The organism is Flavobacterium johnsoniae (assembly GCF_030388325.1).
GTDB classification, from domain to species: Bacteria; Bacteroidota; Bacteroidia; order Flavobacteriales; family Flavobacteriaceae; genus Flavobacterium; species Flavobacterium johnsoniae_C.
Genome location: NZ_CP103794.1, coordinates 3654852 through 3673399, shown reverse-complemented (window position 1 = coordinate 3673399; position 18548 = coordinate 3654852). Strand labels below are relative to the sequence as shown.

Below are 18548 nucleotides of genomic sequence, written 5' to 3'. Positions count from 1 at the left end.
TGAACCTTTGTTCCTTTGAAGATTTACAACTATTAAAGCAACCCATTATATTTTCTAATAAACCACTCCGTAGTGAGTAAAACAGCTATCAAAATCAACAGCCAAACCCAGTCAATAATTGGGGTTTTACTAGAAATATTCTTTTCTATTGATCTATATTCTGAATTTTCTAAAAGTGTATTAATCAATTGATCTGCTTGATTTTCGAAAAAAGCTTTCCCTCCCGTTTGTTGTGCCAATTGCTGCAATTTTGCGACATCAGGATTTACGAATTGTTTTTCGATATCAAAATCTAAAATTTCAAAATGACTTGCGTATGAAGTATTTGAATTTAATTCTTTTACTACGAAATTATATTTTCCTGCTGGAAGTCCTTCTAAATTAGCTGAGAACGAATTGCTTCCTTTTAATAAATCGTAATTTTTGGTTTGTTTAGTCGCTGCATTTACAACGCTGATTGTAAGCATGGCTTTTTCGTCAAACTCGTAGTTTTTATTAAAATATTGTGCATTGATAATAATTTCTTCTCCAGAATTATAAAAACTTTCGTGTGTTACAACTAAAGATTTCTTTGAATTTGATGAAGCCAAATATTGAATAATTTTATCAATAAAAACATCATACTTTTCAAATGATTGATTATCTACGTGACTTTGTAAACGCCACTTCCAACTATTTTCTCCTAAAAGAAAAGCAGTTCTTTTTCCTTGATTTTCGGTAAAAGCCAACAATGGCGCATTTGTAGAAACGTTTCTAATTTTTGACGAAAGTAAAACCGATACATTTCCGTTTGTGCTTATATTTCCAAATGGATTTTGTAATGGCGGAAAATTCTCAAAACCAATATCGTCAATTGCAAAAAGATTAAAATCAGAATGGAATTCGCTTAGAAAATCTTCACGTTGTCCGCTCATTTTAAAAACTAAATTATTTTGCTGCTGATTTAAGAAATTAAAATCGGTATTGTTTCCAGTTATAATAAAGGCATTTATTCCTTTCAATTTATTATTGTCGAAAATTGATTTAAAAGCAGTTGTTGGCTGATACAAAACCAAAACAGAAACATCTTGTAAATCATTAATTTGATTTGGTTTAACTAATATTACTTTACGTTGCGCATTAACTTCAATCGAACGTTTTAAAGCGGCAATGTCTGGATGATTTATTGTAGAAACAATTGCAATTGTAGACTTCTGATCTATTATTTCTACTGCAAAATTCTTGATATTGTTATAGCTGTTTTTTTCTTTTGACGAAGATTGAATACTTGCTTTATAAATTTGCAAACCAACTTTATCTGCTGGTAAAAGCAAGTTTAAAGAAGCTGTTTTTTTTGAAGGTGAAAAAGAAAGTTTCTCTTTTGCAACAACTGCATTTCCTTGCGAAATGGTAAATTCTGCATTTGCAGTTTTATTTCCTGCATATTGCAGAAAAACTTCGACTGGAAATTTATTTTTATGAAAAGCGTATTTGTTTACGTTTAATTGATTGATTTTTAAATCGAAAAAAGTGGTTGTATCTCCCACCACCAAAGGATAAACTTTATTGACAGGATCGAATCTATAAACGTAGTCGTTTCCTGTAGTTTGATTTCCGTCTGTAATAATAACGGTCGGGAAAATCAGGTTTTTATTTATGCTTTTTAAATTTTTAGCCGCTTCATCTAAATTGGTTTGATTTCCTTTAAAATCAAATTTTTCTGAAGTTTTAAAATCATTATCAAACTGATACGATTGAATTTCGAATTTTTCTTTTAAAGCAGGATTTGAAATAAGTTTTCGATATAATTCAACTGCTTTTTTATCTGATTGTAAAGCAACAATCGAACTTGAATTATCGACAACAATTGCCAAAGGTGTTTTGGTGATTTCTAGCGAATTTTTAGAAATTATCGGATTTATCAATAAAACCAATATTCCGAAAATGGATAGAAAACGTAAAAAAGCCAAAAGTATCATCACATTAGATTTACTTTTGGCTTTGAAAAAATATTGAAAATACGACAAACCACCAGCAATTACTAAAGAAAGTAATAATAAAAGAATTGTGTTTGTAGTCATATTTGTTTTTAGTTATTGGTTGTTAGTTTATGGTTTATGGCTGTTAACTATAAACTAAAAACCATCAACAATCAACTTATTAAGTAAGCATTCCTCCGCAAACATTAAGAACTTGTCCTGTAATGTATGCACTCATATCTGAAGCTAAGAAAAGACAAGCGTTTGCTACATCTTCTGTAGTTCCGCCACGTTTCAACGGAATACCTTCTCTCCATCCTTTTACTACATCTTCAGATAATTTTGCAGTCATTTCAGTTTCGATAAAACCTGGAGCGATTGCGTTGCAACGAATGTTACGAGAACCTAATTCAAGCGCTACAGATTTTGTAAATCCGATTGCACCTGCTTTAGAAGCTGCGTAGTTTGTTTGACCAGCGTTTCCAGAAACTCCAACCACAGAACTAATATTAATGATTGAACCAGCTCTTTGTTTTAAGAAAGTTTTTTGAATCGCTTTTGTCATATTAAAAACCGATTTCAAATTCACATCAATTACTTGGTCAAAATCTGCTTCAGACATGCGCATTAACAGATTGTCTTTTGTAATTCCGGCATTATTGATTAAGATATCTACAGTTCCAAAATCTGCCAAAACAGCATCAACAAAAGTTTGAGCTTCGTTAAAATCTGCTGCGTTAGATTGGTATCCTTTCGCTTTAACTCCTAAACTATTCAATTCTGCTTCTAAAGCTTCTGCAGATGCTGCAGATGAGCTATATGTAAAAGCAACATTTGCTCCATGTTTAGCAAAAACTTCAGCAATTCCTTTTCCAATTCCACGGCTTGCACCAGTAATAATTGCAACTTTTCCTTCTAGTAATTTCATATTAAGGTATTCGTTTTTATTTTTTGAAATACAAATATAGAGTATTTGGGCGTTTAATAAAATTTGTGATACAAAAATTGGTTTAGAATTTTCTTTATTTCTAAAACAGAAAAGCCCGCTAATAATTACTAGCAGGGCTTTTTTAGTATCTGTAATTTATTTCCTTAGAAAGCCACATTCCATCTTGGCAATTTAGCACTTTGATCTAAGAAATTCTGTAAAACTTGTCCTTCAACAGCAGTAGGGATAGCTTTTACATCTGCATTGAATGTTTCATACCAAACCACTTCTAAAGCAGAAATATTTTCTAATTTCATTTGTGCTGGCCAAGAATATTTTCTACCCGTTTTTGCAAATTGGTGTCCGTTTACAATTTTATCGTATAATCCACCATTTTTACTTTTTAAAGTTCCGTCGTTTTGTACAGTTCCTGTAGAACCTACCATAATAAGTTCTTTTGAATCATTTTCTACTGCATAAACAACAAAGATTCCAGCACTTCCTTCTGGCGCATTACAAACTTCTTCTAAACTATCTTCAATTGTAAAAGTAAAACTATTGCTTACTTTAAATTTTTCTAAATCTTTACTCATATTTCTTTTTAAGCTTCTAAGATGCTGAGGCACTAAGATGCTAAGTTTTTTTTCTATTTACGCCTCAGTCTTTAAAATGTAAAAAAGTCTCAACAAAATATTGAGACTTTTAAAATTTATTATTTAAGATAATTGGAGATTATCCAAGTACTTCTTTTACTTTTTTACCAATTTCAGCTGGTGAATCAACAACGTGAATTCCGTTGTCTCTCATGATTTGTTTTTTAGCAGCAGCTGTATCATCAGAACCGCCAACAATAGCACCTGCGTGACCCATTGTTCTACCAGCAGGAGCTGTTTCTCCAGCGATAAAACCAATAACTGGTTTACGGTTACCATCAGCTTTTACCCATCTTGCAGCATCAGCTTCTAATTGACCTCCAATTTCACCAATCATAATGATTACTTCAGTTTCTGGATCATTCATTAACAATTCAACAGCTTCTTTAGTAGTAGTTCCAATAATTGGATCTCCACCAATTCCGATAGCTGTAGTAATTCCTAAACCTTGTTTTACAACTTGGTCAGCAGCTTCGTAAGTTAAAGTTCCTGATTTAGAAACGATTCCAACAGTTCCTTTTTTGAAAACGAAACCTGGCATAATACCAACTTTAGCTTCACCTGGAGTAATAACACCTGGACAGTTAGGACCGATTAATCTTGAATTTCTTTCTTTAACATAATTATTTGCTTTAATCATGTCTGCTACAGGAATTCCTTCTGTAATAGCAATAATTACTTTAATTCCAGCATCAGCAGCTTCCATAATTGCATCAGCAGCAAAAGCTGGCGGAACAAAAATGATAGAAGTATCAGCTCCAGCTTGATCAACAGCATCTTTTACTGTATTAAAAACCGGACGATCTAAATGGCTAGTCCCTCCTTTTCCTGGAGTAACACCACCAACAACATTAGTACCGTACTCAATCATTTGAGAAGCGTGGAAAGTTCCTTCGCTTCCTGTAAATCCCTGAACAATTATTTTGGAATCTTTATTAACTAAAACACTCATGATATATATTTTATGTAGTTTTTAAATTTGTGTTGCAAAAATAAGGTTTTGTAATGTATTTTGCCTCTTTTATTGTCAAAAAAATATTAAGAAAATTGACTCATCTGATAACCCCTGTAAAGTTTATCATCTTTAATCTGCCAAATGGTTGAAAAATGAGCTAAAAGCATTTCTTCTCTTGGATTTTCGATAGTTTTTACAAAATGAGAGTAACGTACTGATACTAAATCATTTTCACTAATAATATGGCTAATTCTTACCTTCGAGCGCACATATGCACGACTAAGGTCATTTGCCATTTCTACTATCGAATCATAATCCATCTGAATGAAACCTTTACTGCTATTCCATTCTAGTATAACGTCGGGATGCAGATATGTTTTTAAAATTTCACTATCGATTAAGGCATCTGACTTATAAAATTTCTGAACAAACTCTTTGATAGACATATTACTTCAATTTACTTAAAATTTCAGGAATCTTCTTAATATTGGCTAATTGTTTCAATTTTTCTCTAGACTCTTCTATCGGAGTACCAAAGTATGATTTTCCTCCTTCAACAGATTTAGTAACACCGGTTTGCCCCATTACAACAGCTTTTGTTCCAATAGTAATACCACTAGTAGTTCCTACCTGACCCCAAAGAGTAACTTCGTCTTCAATAATTACGCATCCAGCAATACCAGTTTGTGAAGCTATTAAACATTTTTTACCAATAACGGTATCATGACCAACATGAACTTGATTGTCTAACTTTGTTCCTGCGCCAATAGTTGTATCTCCAGTTACACCTTTGTCAATCGTACAAAGCGCACCAATCCCAACATTGTCTTCAATAACAACTCTTCCACCAGAAATTAACTGATCGAAACCTTCGGGACGTTTTTTGTAATAAAAAGCATCTGCTCCTAAAATTGTTCCTGCATGTATAATTACATTGTCGCCAATTACAGTATGATCGTAAATAGAAACGTTAGAATGAATTAAACAGTTTTTTCCTATTTTAACATTGTTACCAATAAAACTATTTGGTTGAATCACTGTACCCTCTCCTATTTCTGCTGAAGGAGCGATTGCTACATTCGCAAACTGAAAAGGTTTGAAATGTCTGGTTAGAATATTAAAATCTCTAAATGGATCATCGGAGATTAAAAGTGCTTTGCCCTCTGGACATTCTACTTCCTTATTTATTAAAACAATAGTAGCCGCAGACTGTAGAGCTTTATCGTAGTATTTTGGGTGGTCAACAAAAACAATATCACCAGGCTCAACTACATGTATTTCGTTCATGCCTAAAACTTGAAAGTCTTTGTCACCAATAAATTTGCAATTAAGCAAATTTGCAATTTCTTGTAAAGAATGACTCTTTTGAAATTTCATATGTTATAATTAGAGAATTTGTCAATTAGAAAATGAGTCAATTAGAATATGAATATACAAAATTTTGTCGATTCACAAGTTATCTAACTGACTCATTGTCAAATTATCTTAATTAAGAAACTACTCTTTTACACGCTCCATGTAAGAACCTGAAGCTGTATCAATTTTAATTTTATCTCCTTCATTGATAAATAAAGGAACATTGATATTTGCACCAGTTTCTACAGTTGCATTTTTAGTAGCGTTAGTTGCTGTATTTCCTTTTACACCTGGCTCAGCATAAGTAACTTCTAGAATTACAGATGCAGGCATATCTACTGATAATGGCAAATCTGTTTCTGTGTTAATTTGAACCATTACGTTTGTTCCCTCTTTTAACAAATCTGGAGCATCCAAAATGTTTTTGTTTAAAGAAATTTGTTCAAACGTTTCAGCATTCATAAAGTGAAATTCATCACCTTCTGGATATAAGTACTGAAATGTATGTGTTTCAACACGAATAACGTCAATTTTATGACCTGCAGAAAATGTATTATCTAATACTTTTCCTGAAGTTAAACTTTTCAATTTTGTTCTTACGAAAGCTGGACCTTTTCCAGGTTTTACGTGAAGAAATTCGATAATTTTATAGATATCGTGATTAAATTTAATACACAATCCGTTTCTAATATCTGATGTAGATGCCATTTTGTTTTTTTTTTATTTTAGATTTTAGTCCCGAAGCCTCGGGATAGATTTTAGATTTCTAGACAAAGAAATCAATCTTCATTTTTATTGTTATTTATTATCTGTAGTTTAGAAATCTAAAATCAGAAATCTAAACTCTAAAATTAATAGTTTCCTGAGTAACCTTTCATAATTCCTCGAGATGAATTTCTGATAAAATCTAAAATTTCATCTCTTTCAGGAGTCGCTTCCATTTCAGCTTCAATAATACTTAAAGCTTGAGTTGTATTGTAATTTTTTTGGTATAAAATTCTGTAGATTTCCTGAATTTCTCTAATTTTTTCAGTTGTAAATCCCCTTCTTCTTAAACCAACAGAATTGATTCCAACATAAGATAATGGTTCTTTTGCAGCTTTAGTATATGGCGGAACGTCTTTTCTAACCAACGATCCTCCAGAAATCATTGCATGATCTCCAATATGAATAAATTGATGGATAGCAGCTAAACCTCCAATAACAGCATGATTACCAACAACTACGTGACCTGCCAAAGCAACACCATTTACTATAATAGCATTATTTCCAATTTCGCAGTCGTGTGCAATGTGCGCATAAGCCATTACCAAACAATTGTTTCCAATAACAGTTTGACCTGAAGCAATTGTACCTCTATTTATAGTTACACATTCTCTAATTGTACAATTATCACCGATAATAGCAAGAGAATCTTCACCTCCAAATTTTAAATCTTGTGGCACAGCAGAAATTACAGCTCCTGGAAAAATATTACAATTTTTACCAATTCGAGCTCCTTCCATAATGGTCACGTTTGAACCAATCCAAGTACCATCACCAATAATAACATTATTGTGAATTGTTGTAAATGGCTCTATTACAACGTTTTTAGCGATTTTCGCGCCTGGATGAACATATGCTAATGGTTGATTCATCTGTATGTTTTATATTTTTAATTAAAATATTTCGATTTGAGGCAACAAACCTAAACAATAAATTTGATAATTTATTATTGTTTTCTTGCTATTTGTGCCATTAATTCTGCTTCAGTTACTAATTTACCATTTGCATAGGCATTTGCCTGCATATGACAAATTCCTCTTCTGATTGGAGAAATTAATTCGCACTTAAAAATTAAGGTATCACCTGGCAATACTTTATGTTTGAATTTTACATTATCAATTTTCATAAAGTAAGTCAAATAATTTTCAGGATCTGGAACAGTGCTTAAAACTAAGATTCCTCCTGTTTGCGCCATTGCTTCAACAATTAAAACTCCTGGCATAACCGGTGCTTCAGGAAAATGTCCTACGAAGAAATTTTCATTCATCGTTACATTTTTCAAACCAACCACATGACGATCAGACATTTCGATAATTCTATCAATCAATAAAAATGGAGGTCTGTGAGGAAGCATCGCCATAATTTTATGAATATCCATCAAAGGTTCTTGATTTAAATCATAAACTGGAACATGATTTCTTTGCTCTATTTTAATGATTTTTGCCAGCTTTTTAGCAAATTGAGTATTTACAAAATGCCCTGGTTTATTAGCAATAATTTTTCCTTGAATACGAACTCCGATTAAAGATAAATCTCCAATAACATCAAGCAATTTGTGCCTTGCCGCTTCGTTTGGATAATGCAAAGTCAAGTTATCCAAAACGCCATTTGGTTTTACAGAAATTTCATCTTTACCAAATGCTTTCTTTAAATTTTCCATTGTAGACTCAGAGATTTCTTTATCTACATATACAATTGCATTATTTAAATCTCCACCTTTAATTAAACCATGTTCTAATAAAGATTCTAATTCATGCAGAAAACTAAAAGTTCTTGAGCTTGCAATTTCCTGTTTAAAGTCAGAAAGACTTTTAAGTGTAGCATTTTGAGTACCTAAAACTTTTGTACCAAAATCTACCATTGTTGTTACTTGATATTCATCGCTTGGCATAACAAGAATTTCGCTTCCTGTTGCTTCGTCTGTAAATGAGATAACTTCTTTAACTACATATACATTACGTTGAGCATCTTGCTCTTCGATACCAGCTTTTTCAATCGCTTCAACAAAATATTTTGATGAACCATCCATAATTGGAAGTTCAGAGGCATTCAATTCAATAATAATATTATCCAAATCGCAGCCAACTACTGCAGCTAAAACGTGCTCTGGAGTCTGAATTTTAACTCCTAATTTCTCAAGATTAGTACCTCTCTGAGTATTAACAACATAATTAGCATCAGCTTCAATGACTGGTTGACCTTGCAAATCTACTCTTACAAAAGTGAAACCATTATTAACGGGTGCAGGTTTAAAAGTCATTGTAACTTCTTTTCCAGTATGTAAACCAACTCCTGTTAGCGAAATTTCATTTTTGATGGTCTTCTGTTTAACCATTATTTCCATTTTTTGGGTTTATTATTTGTTTTTTTAATTCTTCAACTTCGGCCACAATTTTAGGCAGATTTTTAAAATGAACATAAGATTTATTAAAATCAGTATATCCAAGTGATGGAGTTCCTTGCAAAACTTCATCATCTTTAATGTTTCTAGCAACTCCAGATTGCGCTTGAAGTCTAACATTATTACCTATAATTAAATGCCCTGCGATACCTACCTGACCTCCAATCATGCAGTTTTCTCCAATTTTAGTAGAACCTGCAACACCACTTTGAGCAGCTATCACAGTATTTTTTCCGATTTCTACATTATGAGCAATCTGAATCTGATTGTCTAACTTCACTCCTTTTCTAATAATTGTAGAACCAAGAGTTGCTCTGTCAATTGTAGTATTAGCTCCAACATCAACATTATCTTCAAGAATAACGTTTCCGATTTGAGGTACTTTACTATATTCTCCATTTTCATTTGGAGCAAAGCCAAAACCATCAGCTCCGATTATAACGCCTGAGTGAATTGTACAATCATTACCAATAACTGTTTCTGAATAGATTTTTGCACCAGCAAAAATGAAAACATTATTACCAATAACAACGTTATCTCCAATAAAACTGTTTGGATAAATTTTCACATTATCACCTAGAACAACATTTTGTCCGATGTAACTGAAGCTTCCTAAATAAAGATTTTCTCCATATTTAGTTCCTTCAGACATAAATGACTGAGGTTCGATACCTGTTTTATTTAATTTAACTTGATTATAAAAGTGTAAAAGCTTAGAAAATGCCGCATAAGCATCTTCTACCTTTATTAATGTAGTAGTAATTTCTTGTTCTGGAACAAAGGTCTCGTTAACAATTGTAACAGTCGCTTTTGTGCTGTATATATAATTGATATACTTTGGATTAGCCAAAAAAGTAAGCGATCCATTTTCGCCCTCTTCGATTTTGGAAAGCTTAGAAACTTCTGCATTGGGATTCCCAACAACTTCTCCTTCTAAAATTCCTGCTATTTGTTCTGCTGTAAATTTCATCGCGACAAAAATATAAAAAATAGATTTTAAATGTTAATTTTAGATAAGTTGTTTTGGAAAACAGATATAATATTTTGTTACCAATTTAGATAACGATTTCAAATTCAGCTGATCAGAAGCTTCAACAACATCTTCAATTGTTTTATCTTTTTTCAAAATTCGAATAGGTTCTGCTTCTTTGCTATATGCTTGATTTTTTATTTTTCCTCTAAAAATAAAATAACCAGCATCTAATTGGCTGATATGATGCTGACTTGCAAATTTCTCTTTTAAAGCTTGAGATTCTTCAACAGAAACTTTCTCCGCACTCATTTTAATTTTCAGTAAATCTCTATTTATGATCATTTTACTTAAAGTACTCAAAACAAAATCATCATTTCTCTGCCAAGCTTTCAAGGCGCTTATAATGTCAAAATCATCTAATTGTGCAAACAAATCAAGCTTTTCTGCATCAAAATTTTCAAGCGTTATTTTGTTATGCATGAAATAAGAAAGCGGTTCGCTGCACGGAAGATCAATTCCTTTTAAAATTAATTCTTTGGCTCTTTTCAACACTTTCATTAAAATTAATTCGGCAACCAAACTCGTTTTATGTAAATAAGCCTGCCAATACATTAATCTTCTTGAAAGCAGAAATTTTTCAACAGAATAAATTCCTTTTTCTTCAATAACCAACACGTCATTTTCAACATTCATCATTTGAATCAAACGTTCAGAATTTACATTTCCTTCTGCAACTCCTGTATAAAAACTATCACGTTTCAAGTAATCCATTCGATCCATATCCAATTGACTTGAAATCAATTGCAACATAAACTTTCTATGATATTCTCCTTTAAACACCTGAATTGCTAGACTCAATCTCCCTTCAAATTCTTCATTTAGCTGATTCATAAATAATAATGAAATCGCCTCATGATGAACATCTTCAACAATACTTCTTTCCATAGCATGAGAAAATGGTCCGTGCCCAATATCATGCAGTAAAATAGCAATCAATAAAGCATTTTCTTCATCTTCAGAAATCACAACATCTTTAAAACGAAGCGTATCAATTGCTTTTTTCATCAAATGCATACATCCTAAAGCATGATGAAAACGAGTATGATTAGCGCCCGGATATACCAAATAAGACAATCCCATTTGTGAGATTCGACGAAGACGCTGAAAATAAGGATGCTGAATTAAATCGTAAACAAGCTCATTCGGAATCGTTATAAAACCATATATGGGATCGTTGAATATTTTGAGTTTATTGATCTGAGTCACTATTGCGATATTTTTTAGGTCAACAAATATAAGTAAATAAGTATAAAGAGATTGGTGTTTTTTATTTAAAAATGAAAGTTGAAATTATAATGATTATCAATAAAATAGACTAAAAAATGTTAAAATTTAAAATAAATTCATAGTCAGACTTTGAGAACTTTATACTATTTTTAATACTTTTTAAGTTCTATAACTTTAAATTGCAGTAAAAATTATAATTGATTTATGGATAAGATAAAAATACTTTGGGTCGATGATGAAATCGATCTTTTAAAGCCCCACATATTATTTCTAGAAAAAAAGAATTACGAAGTTACAACTTGCAATAACGGACTTGATGCTATTGCTTTGTTTGAAGAGAATAGCTTTGATATTGTTTTTTTGGATGAAAACATGCCTGGAATGAGCGGATTGGAAACACTTTCTGAAATGAAAGAAAAAAAATCTGCTATTCCTATGATTATGATCACCAAGAGCGAAGAAGAATATATTATGGAAGAAGCCATTGGTTCTAAAATCGCCGATTATTTGATTAAACCTGTAAATCCGAATCAGATCTTGTTGAGTTTGAAAAAAAATCTGGATGATTCTAGATTAATTACAGAAAAAACAACTTTAGATTATCAGAAAGAATTCAGGAAAATCGCTATGGAATTAGCCATGGTTAATTCTTATGAAGATTGGATTGAATTGTATAAAAAATTACTTTTTTGGGAATTAAAACTAGAAGATATCAACGACACAGCGATGATCGAAATTCTAGAATCTCAAAAAGTAGAAGCCAATTCTCAATTCGGTAAATTTATTGAAAGAAACTACGAAGATTGGTTTGCGCCAAAAGCAGATAAACCAATACAGTCCAATACTTTATTTAAAGAACTGGTTGTTCCTGAACTTAAAAAGAAAGACAAACCAATTCTTTTTGTTGTAATTGACAATCTTCGTTACGATCAATGGAAATCTTTTGAATCTGTTGTGTCAAATTATTACAAGTTAGAAAAAGAAGTTCCTTATTATTCTATTCTTCCAACCGCTACGCAGTACGCAAGAAATTCAATTTTTTCTGGTTTGATGCCTTTAGAAATGGAAAAACAATTTCCGGAGTATTGGAAAAATGATGTAGAAGATGGCGGAAAAAATCTTTACGAAGCCGAATTTTTATCTGCTCAATTAAAAAGATTGGGACTTAACATTAAAGAAGATTATTTTAAAATCACTAATTATTCGGGAGGTAAAAAATTAGCCGAAAACTTTAAAGCCTTAAAAGGCAATGATTTGGTGACCGTAGTTTACAATTTTGTCGACATGCTTTCCCACGCTAAAACTGAAATGGAAGTTGTAAAAGAACTAGCTTCAGACGATAAAGCTTATCGTTCGCTAACATTGAGCTGGTTTAAAAATTCGCCTTTGTTAGAAATTATTCAGCAAGCACAACTTTTAGGTTTCAAACTGATTTTAACAACCGATCACGGAACAATTAATGTAAAAAATCCGTCGAAAGTTGTGGGAGATAAAAATACAAGTCTAAATTTGCGTTACAAAACTGGACGAAGTTTAACGTATGAACAAAAAGATGTTTACGTAGTAAAAGAACCTAAAACAATTGGTTTGCCTGCAATAAACATGAGTAGTTCGTTTATTTTTGCCAAAAATGATTTCTTTTTGGCGTATGTAAACAATTACAATCATTATGTGAGTTATTATAAAAATACGTACCAGCATGGCGGAATTTCGTTGGAAGAAATGATTATTCCATTTTTGGTATTTAACCCAAAATAAAGTTTTCAGGCTCAGTCACAGTTTACAGTTCTTAGCTGAGACTAAAAACTGTGACTGAGACTAAAATAAAATATATAATAAAAATGAACATCGTTTTTTCATTAGATCAAATTCAAGAAGTTGCCGAGCAAATTATAGCTTCAAATCCAAAAAAAATCATTCTTTTTAATGGAGAAATGGGAGTTGGAAAAACAACTTTAATTAAACAATTATGCAAAAGTTTAGGAGTTGAAGACGCGACAAGCAGTCCAACCTTTTCTTTAGTTAATGAATACTATACCTCTAATAATCAAATAGTTTATCATTTCGATTTTTATAGATTAAACAAAGAAACAGAAGCTCTTGATATGGGAGTAGATGATTATTTGTATTCTGGTAATTGGTGTTTTATCGAATGGTCTGAAAAAATAGCAAGTTTAATTCCCGACGAACATTCTACAATAAATATTAAATTATTAGAAGACGGAAAAAGAGAGTTGCAATTGAACTAGAATCTTTGTGAATTTCTGTGAAAACTTTGAGAATCTTTACAAAAATAAATCCACGTATTGATATCTCAAGCAATTTTATAAAGAAACATAAAAAATATCTTAACATTCCAATATATAGTATTAGCAGATTTTTTACACTAATTCTAAAACTTTTTACGTAATTTGTACTCTTAATTTTTTGCACAATCCATGTCAATCACGTTAACTCCATTTACAAAACAACAATTACTGCCGCAAGAAGAAAAACTTGAGGTTGGTCGTTTTAAAAGAGAACTTTTTATAGGAATTCCTAAAGAAACAAGTTACCAGGAACGTCGTATTTGCTTAACTCCAGATGCTGTAAATTCACTTACATACGCTGGTCATCGCGTTATGATTGAATCTGGAGCTGGAGAAAGTTCGAGTTATACTGATAAGGAATACGCAGATGCTGGCGCAGAAATAACAAAAGATGCAAAAAGAGTTTTTGGCTGTCCCTTTCTATTAAAAGTTGAACCGCCAACATTAGCAGAAATAGAAATGATAAATCCAGAAACCGTTATCATTTCGGCCATTCAGCTTAAAACTAAGAAGAAAGAATACTTTGAAGCTTTAGCAAAAAAGAAAATCACTGCTTTAGCTTTTGAATATATTAAAGACGAAGACGGTTCTTATCCTGCCGTAAAATCTTTAAGCGAAATTGCAGGAACCGCTTCAATTCTTATTGCTGCCGAATTAATGATTACCGACGAATTTGGAAAAGGACTTTTATTTGGAAATATTACTGGAGTTCCTCCTACCGAAGTCGTAATTCTTGGAGCAGGAACTGTCGGAGAATTTGCTGCAAAAACTGCAATTGGACTTGGTGCAAACGTAAAAGTTTTTGATAATTCTATCACTAAATTACGCCGTTTACAAAACAATTTAAATCAGCGAATTTTCACTTCAACTATACAGCAAAAAGGACTTTTAAAAGCTTTAAGACGTTGTGATGTTGCAATTGGCGCAATGCGCGGAAAAGAAAGATGTCCGATTGTAGTCAACGAAACTATGGTTGAACATATGAAAAAAGGAGCCGTAATTGTCGATGTTAGCATTGATACTGGCGGTTGTTTTGAAACTTCTGAAGTGACAACTCACGAAAAACCAACTTTTATCAAAAACAACGTTCTGCACTATTGTGTACCAAATATACCTTCAAGATATTCTAAAACCGCCTCATTATCAATCAGTAATATCTTAACGCCATATCTTCATCAGATAGCCGAAGATGGTGGAATTGAAAGCGCCATTAGATGCAATAAAGGTCTCAAAAACGGAATTTATTTATATCATGGAATTCTAACAAATAAAGCTATTGGCGACTGGTTTGATCTTCCTGACAACGATATTAATTTACTTGTTTTTTAAAGGAACTTTAATGTACCTTTGCAAAAAAATTATTTCATGAAGTTCGTACACCGTTTTGCATATTATTTAATTGGTCTTGTAATGGGATGTTTTGTCGTAGCAGCTATTTTTAGCGGAAAAGACACTCGTTGTAATTATTTTCCAAATGCCCGAGTTTTAAACAATCTAAGAACAAAACCTTTTCAATATTCTGAAAAAGCTATTCAGACTTTAAATGAAAAATGGGTTGATACCGCAGATATTAAAAACACATTAACTTACGGAGATGTTGATTTTGATAAAAGCAATGTTCCAATGAATAAAGGCAAACTTTATATTATTGAAGGAAAAACTGTAAAAAATCAAGAGATTATTCTAAAAGTGGTTAATTATGAAAATAAAGCTGTTTTAGAAGAAATTATTAAAAAATAAAGTCTTTTTCATTTCGACTGAAAAGAGAAATCGCACTAGAATTTCCGCAAAGTAAAATTTATTCTTTGTAGAGTTTGTAGTGCGATTTCTCTTTAAGTCGAATTCACAATATTAAAGTTTAATCTTTTTATTTAATGAAAAGCTAAAAAGCCAAAGGAAAAAACTTTGCACCTTTGTAACTCTGAAACTTTGTAACTTAAAAAAAATTACCACTCAATTTCTTTCAATCCTTTAGATTTCAAGAATTCATTAGTTTGGCTAAAATGTTTATTTCCAAACCAAAAACCTCTGTTTGCACTTAAAGGCGAAGGATGTCCTGATTTTAAAATATAATGTTTTGATGCATCAATCAAAGCAGCTTTCTTCTGAGCGAAGCCACCCCAAAGTAAAAACACAACATTCTCTTTTTTAGCAGAAATCTGTCTGATAACTTCATCGGTAAATTTTTCCCACCCCTTTCCTTGATGGCTTCCTGCTTCAGATTGACGAACAGTTAAAGTTGCATTTAAAAGAAAAACACCTTGATCTGCCCAACGTTCTAAATTTCCACTACTAGGCATCGGTATATTAAAATCATCATGAATTTCTTTAAATATATTTTGAAGTGAAGGCGGAAATGGAATCCCGTCATTTACAGAAAAACATAAACCATTTGCCTGATTTGGTCCATGATAAGGATCTTGCCCGATAATAACAACTTTCACTTCGTCAAAATGACAATGATCAAAAGCTGAAAAAATCTGGTTGCCTTTTGGATAACAAACTTTAGTCGCGTACTCTGACTTTACGAAATCAATTAATGTATTGAAATATGGTTTTTCAAACTCTTCATTCAAAATAGGTTTCCAAGAAGAATGCATTTTTACGTCCATAATTTTTTTTATGCGAATTTCAGCAATTAATACTAAAAATCAAAAAGTCCAAAGTCAAAAGTCGAAAGTTAAAAATTAAGCAAACTAAAAACTCACAATTAATAATTCACAATTAATAATTCATGAATGTTTTCGTACTTTTGCCTTTACTTTCATAAAGAAATTAAATGATCAGCATTACCGAAAAAACGTTACAAGACTTACAATTTCCAACAGTATTAGAAACCATTTCTGATGGATGCAACACCGACATTGGAAAAGAAAAGGCTTTACAAATAAAACCAATTAGAAATAAAGAAGAATTGATGCAGTCATTAATGCAGACATCAGAATATGTTTCTTCTTTTCAAAATAACAACGCAATTCCGAATCACGGATTTGAAGCTATCACTCATGAAATTAAATTCTTAGCAATTGAAGACAGCTTTCTTGAAGTAGGAAGTTTCAGAAAAATTGCCAATCTTTCTGCGACTACAAATGTCTTGTTGAATTTCCTTAAAAAATTCGATGACTATTATCCAAACTTAAATGCAAGAGCTTCTCGAGTAGAATTAACAAAAGATATTATCTCTGCAATTGATGCAATTGTAGATAAATATGGAGAAATAAAAGACAATGCTTCTCCTGCTCTTTCTGGAATTCGCCAGAATATGAATTTGGTTCGCGGAAAAGTAAATCAAAGTTTTGGTTCAGCTTTAACACAATACAATGGTTTAGGATATTTGGACGACATTAAAGAAAGTTTTGTGCAAAATCGTAGAGTTTTAGCGGTTTTAGCGATGTATCGCCGAAAAGTAAAAGGCTCTGTTTTAGGAAGTTCCAAGACGGGAAGTATTGCCTATATTGAGCCAGAAGCTACTTTAAAATATTCGCGCGAATTGGCGAATTTAGAATATGAAGAAAAAGAAGAAATTACTAGAATTTTAAAAAATTTATCAAATGTAATTCGTCCGTATCTTCCTTTGTTAATTGAGTATCAAGACTTTTTAAGTGATATTGATGTAATTGCCGGAAAAGCAAAATATGCAAATCGTATTAATGGAATTCTTCCAACAATTACTGAAGAAAGAAGATTATTCTTTAGAGAAGCGTATCATCCGATTTTGTACTTAAACAATAAGCAAAAAAAAGAAGTTACATATCCTCAAACTATTGAATTAAAACAAGAAAACAGAATTATTGTAATTTCTGGACCAAATGCTGGAGGAAAAACCATTTCTTTAAAAACAGTTGGTTTATTACAATTAATGTTGCAATCCGGAATTTTGATTCCGGTTCACGAAAGAAGTGAAACTTTCTTATTTGACAGAATTCTAACTGATATTGGAGACAATCAATCTATTGAAAATCATTTAAGTACTTATAGTTATAGATTAAAAAACATGAATTACTTTTTAAAAAAATGTAATAAAAAAACCATGTTTTTAATTGACGAATTTGGTACAGGTTCTGATCCAGAATTGGGAGGAGCTTTGGCTGAAATTTTCTTGGAAGAATTTTATCATCGCGAAGCCTTTGGAATTATTACAACGCATTATTCTAATTTGAAAATTTTAGCAAACGAATTGCCATATGCAACAAATGCTAACATGATGTTCGACGAAAAATCTCTTGAGCCAATGTATAAGTTAGCTTTGGGACAAGCTGGAAGTTCGTTTACTTTTGAAGTTGCACAAAAAAATGGAATCCCGTTTGGATTGATCAATCGCGCGAAAAAGAAAATAGAAGTTGGAAAAGTTCGTTTCGATAAAACCATCGCCACTCTTCAAAAAGAGCGTTCGAAATTAGAAAAAACTTCTCTGAATTTAAAAGAGGAAGAAACTCGTGCACGTGAGGAAAGTAAAAAGATGGAAAACATCAATACTAAAATCCAGCAAAAATTAGAAAGCTATCAAGAATTATATGATAGCAATCAGAAAATAATTTATATTGGACAAAAAATTGATGACATTGCCGAGAAATATTTCAACAACAAAAATAAAAAAGAACTTATTGGTGAATTTTTGAAAATTGTTGAAATTGAAAATTCTAAACGTAAAAAAGCAACTCCAAAAGAAGCAAAAGCAAAAGTTGAAAAACAAAAAGAAATTATCGCTGAAGTTCAGGTAAAAGTTGAAGAAATTCGTCAAGAGAAAAAAGAGAAAAAACTTAAACCAGTTGTTGAAAAACCAAAACCAATTTTAAAAGTTGGTGATCGAGTAAGAATGCTTGACGGAAGATCTGTTGGAAGTATCGATTCGATCGAAAAAAATAAAGCGACAGTAAATTATGGCATTTTTACTTCGAAAGTAAGTTTGGAAGAATTGGAACTGGTAGAAGCAGTTAAAAAATAAACTTTTCAGTCTTAAAAC

17 protein-coding genes are annotated in these 18548 nt (G+C 31.7%); 5 read left to right on the top strand and 12 right to left on the bottom strand.

Translation table 11 applies throughout. The annotated features are described in order from the left end of the window. Positions 1-32: 32 nt before the first annotated feature. The 11 genes from NYQ10_RS16040 to NYQ10_RS15990 form a co-directional block, all read right to left on the bottom strand. Positions 33-2060 (bottom strand): hypothetical protein, encoded by a 2028-nt coding sequence (locus tag NYQ10_RS16040; protein ID WP_289877245.1) that lies wholly within the window; start codon positions 2058-2060, stop codon positions 33-35. A 79-nt stretch (positions 2061-2139) separates the two neighbouring features. After that, positions 2140-2886: a 3-oxoacyl-[acyl-carrier-protein] reductase gene (gene fabG, locus NYQ10_RS16035; protein WP_071637930.1), complete on the bottom strand. Its 747-nt coding sequence runs from the start codon at positions 2884-2886 to the stop codon at positions 2140-2142. Between the two features lie 164 nt (positions 2887-3050). Continuing rightward, entirely contained in the window at positions 3051-3479 is a 429-nt protein-coding gene (locus NYQ10_RS16030; protein ID WP_289877244.1) for a hypothetical protein, read from the bottom strand. Between the two features lie 139 nt (positions 3480-3618). Next, positions 3619-4491, bottom strand: coding sequence for a succinate--CoA ligase subunit alpha (sucD, locus tag NYQ10_RS16025; protein WP_111291027.1), 873 nt, complete (start codon positions 4489-4491; stop codon positions 3619-3621). Between the two features lie 86 nt (positions 4492-4577). Continuing rightward, the gene (locus NYQ10_RS16020) at positions 4578-4940 is read right to left on the bottom strand and encodes a nuclear transport factor 2 family protein (protein WP_289877243.1); all 363 of its coding nucleotides are present in this window, start codon (positions 4938-4940) and stop codon (positions 4578-4580) included. Position 4941: 1 nt separating this feature from the next. Beyond that, a complete protein-coding gene (locus tag NYQ10_RS16015) occupies positions 4942-5871 on the bottom strand; it encodes a UDP-3-O-(3-hydroxymyristoyl)glucosamine N-acyltransferase (RefSeq protein WP_289877242.1) in 930 nt (309 codons plus the stop codon). A 120-nt stretch (positions 5872-5991) separates the two neighbouring features. Then, positions 5992-6558 carry an elongation factor P gene (efp, locus tag NYQ10_RS16010; protein WP_095929274.1) on the bottom strand — a complete coding sequence of 189 codons (567 nt, stop codon included), beginning with the start codon at positions 6556-6558 and terminating at the stop codon, positions 5992-5994. A gap of 143 nt (positions 6559-6701) precedes the next feature. Continuing rightward, complete coding sequence (gene lpxA, locus NYQ10_RS16005) at positions 6702-7487, bottom strand: acyl-ACP--UDP-N-acetylglucosamine O-acyltransferase (RefSeq protein ID WP_289877241.1); 786 nt, start codon at positions 7485-7487, stop codon at positions 6702-6704. A gap of 74 nt (positions 7488-7561) precedes the next feature. Then, positions 7562-8950 carry a bifunctional UDP-3-O-[3-hydroxymyristoyl] N-acetylglucosamine deacetylase/3-hydroxyacyl-ACP dehydratase gene (locus tag NYQ10_RS16000; RefSeq protein ID WP_289877240.1) on the bottom strand — a complete coding sequence of 463 codons (1389 nt, stop codon included), beginning with the start codon at positions 8948-8950 and terminating at the stop codon, positions 7562-7564. After that, positions 8943-9986, bottom strand: a complete 1044-nt coding sequence (gene lpxD, locus NYQ10_RS15995; protein WP_289877239.1) for a UDP-3-O-(3-hydroxymyristoyl)glucosamine N-acyltransferase — start codon at positions 9984-9986, stop codon at positions 8943-8945. Before lpxD ends, NYQ10_RS16000 begins: the two co-directional genes overlap by 8 nt. 39 nt (positions 9987-10025) lie before the next feature. Further along, positions 10026-11255 (bottom strand): HD domain-containing protein, encoded by a 1230-nt coding sequence (locus NYQ10_RS15990; protein WP_289877238.1) that lies wholly within the window; start codon positions 11253-11255, stop codon positions 10026-10028. 225 nt (positions 11256-11480) lie between these two features. On the opposite strand from NYQ10_RS15990, the gene NYQ10_RS15985 reads away from it, so the two are divergent. From NYQ10_RS15985 to NYQ10_RS15970, 4 genes are all read left to right on the top strand, one after another. Then, positions 11481-13034: a bifunctional response regulator/alkaline phosphatase family protein gene (locus NYQ10_RS15985; protein WP_289877237.1), complete on the top strand. Its 1554-nt coding sequence runs from the start codon at positions 11481-11483 to the stop codon at positions 13032-13034. A gap of 83 nt (positions 13035-13117) precedes the next feature. Next, positions 13118-13525, top strand: coding sequence for a tRNA (adenosine(37)-N6)-threonylcarbamoyltransferase complex ATPase subunit type 1 TsaE (tsaE, locus tag NYQ10_RS15980; RefSeq protein WP_289877236.1), 408 nt, complete (start codon positions 13118-13120; stop codon positions 13523-13525). A gap of 189 nt (positions 13526-13714) precedes the next feature. After that, complete coding sequence (locus NYQ10_RS15975) at positions 13715-14914, top strand: alanine dehydrogenase (protein WP_276173652.1); 1200 nt, start codon at positions 13715-13717, stop codon at positions 14912-14914. A gap of 36 nt (positions 14915-14950) precedes the next feature. Beyond that, complete coding sequence (locus NYQ10_RS15970; RefSeq protein WP_276173653.1) at positions 14951-15325, top strand: DUF4258 domain-containing protein; 375 nt, start codon at positions 14951-14953, stop codon at positions 15323-15325. A gap of 206 nt (positions 15326-15531) precedes the next feature. Here the strand turns inward: NYQ10_RS15970 and NYQ10_RS15965 are convergent, their stop codons facing one another. Then, positions 15532-16197 carry a uracil-DNA glycosylase gene (locus NYQ10_RS15965; RefSeq protein ID WP_289877235.1) on the bottom strand — a complete coding sequence of 222 codons (666 nt, stop codon included), beginning with the start codon at positions 16195-16197 and terminating at the stop codon, positions 15532-15534. Between the two features lie 167 nt (positions 16198-16364). Here NYQ10_RS15965 and NYQ10_RS15960 point away from each other — a divergent pair, with 167 nt between their 5' ends. Next, positions 16365-18530, top strand: a complete 2166-nt coding sequence (locus NYQ10_RS15960; RefSeq protein WP_289877234.1) for an endonuclease MutS2 — start codon at positions 16365-16367, stop codon at positions 18528-18530. Positions 18531-18548: the final 18 nt, after the last annotated feature.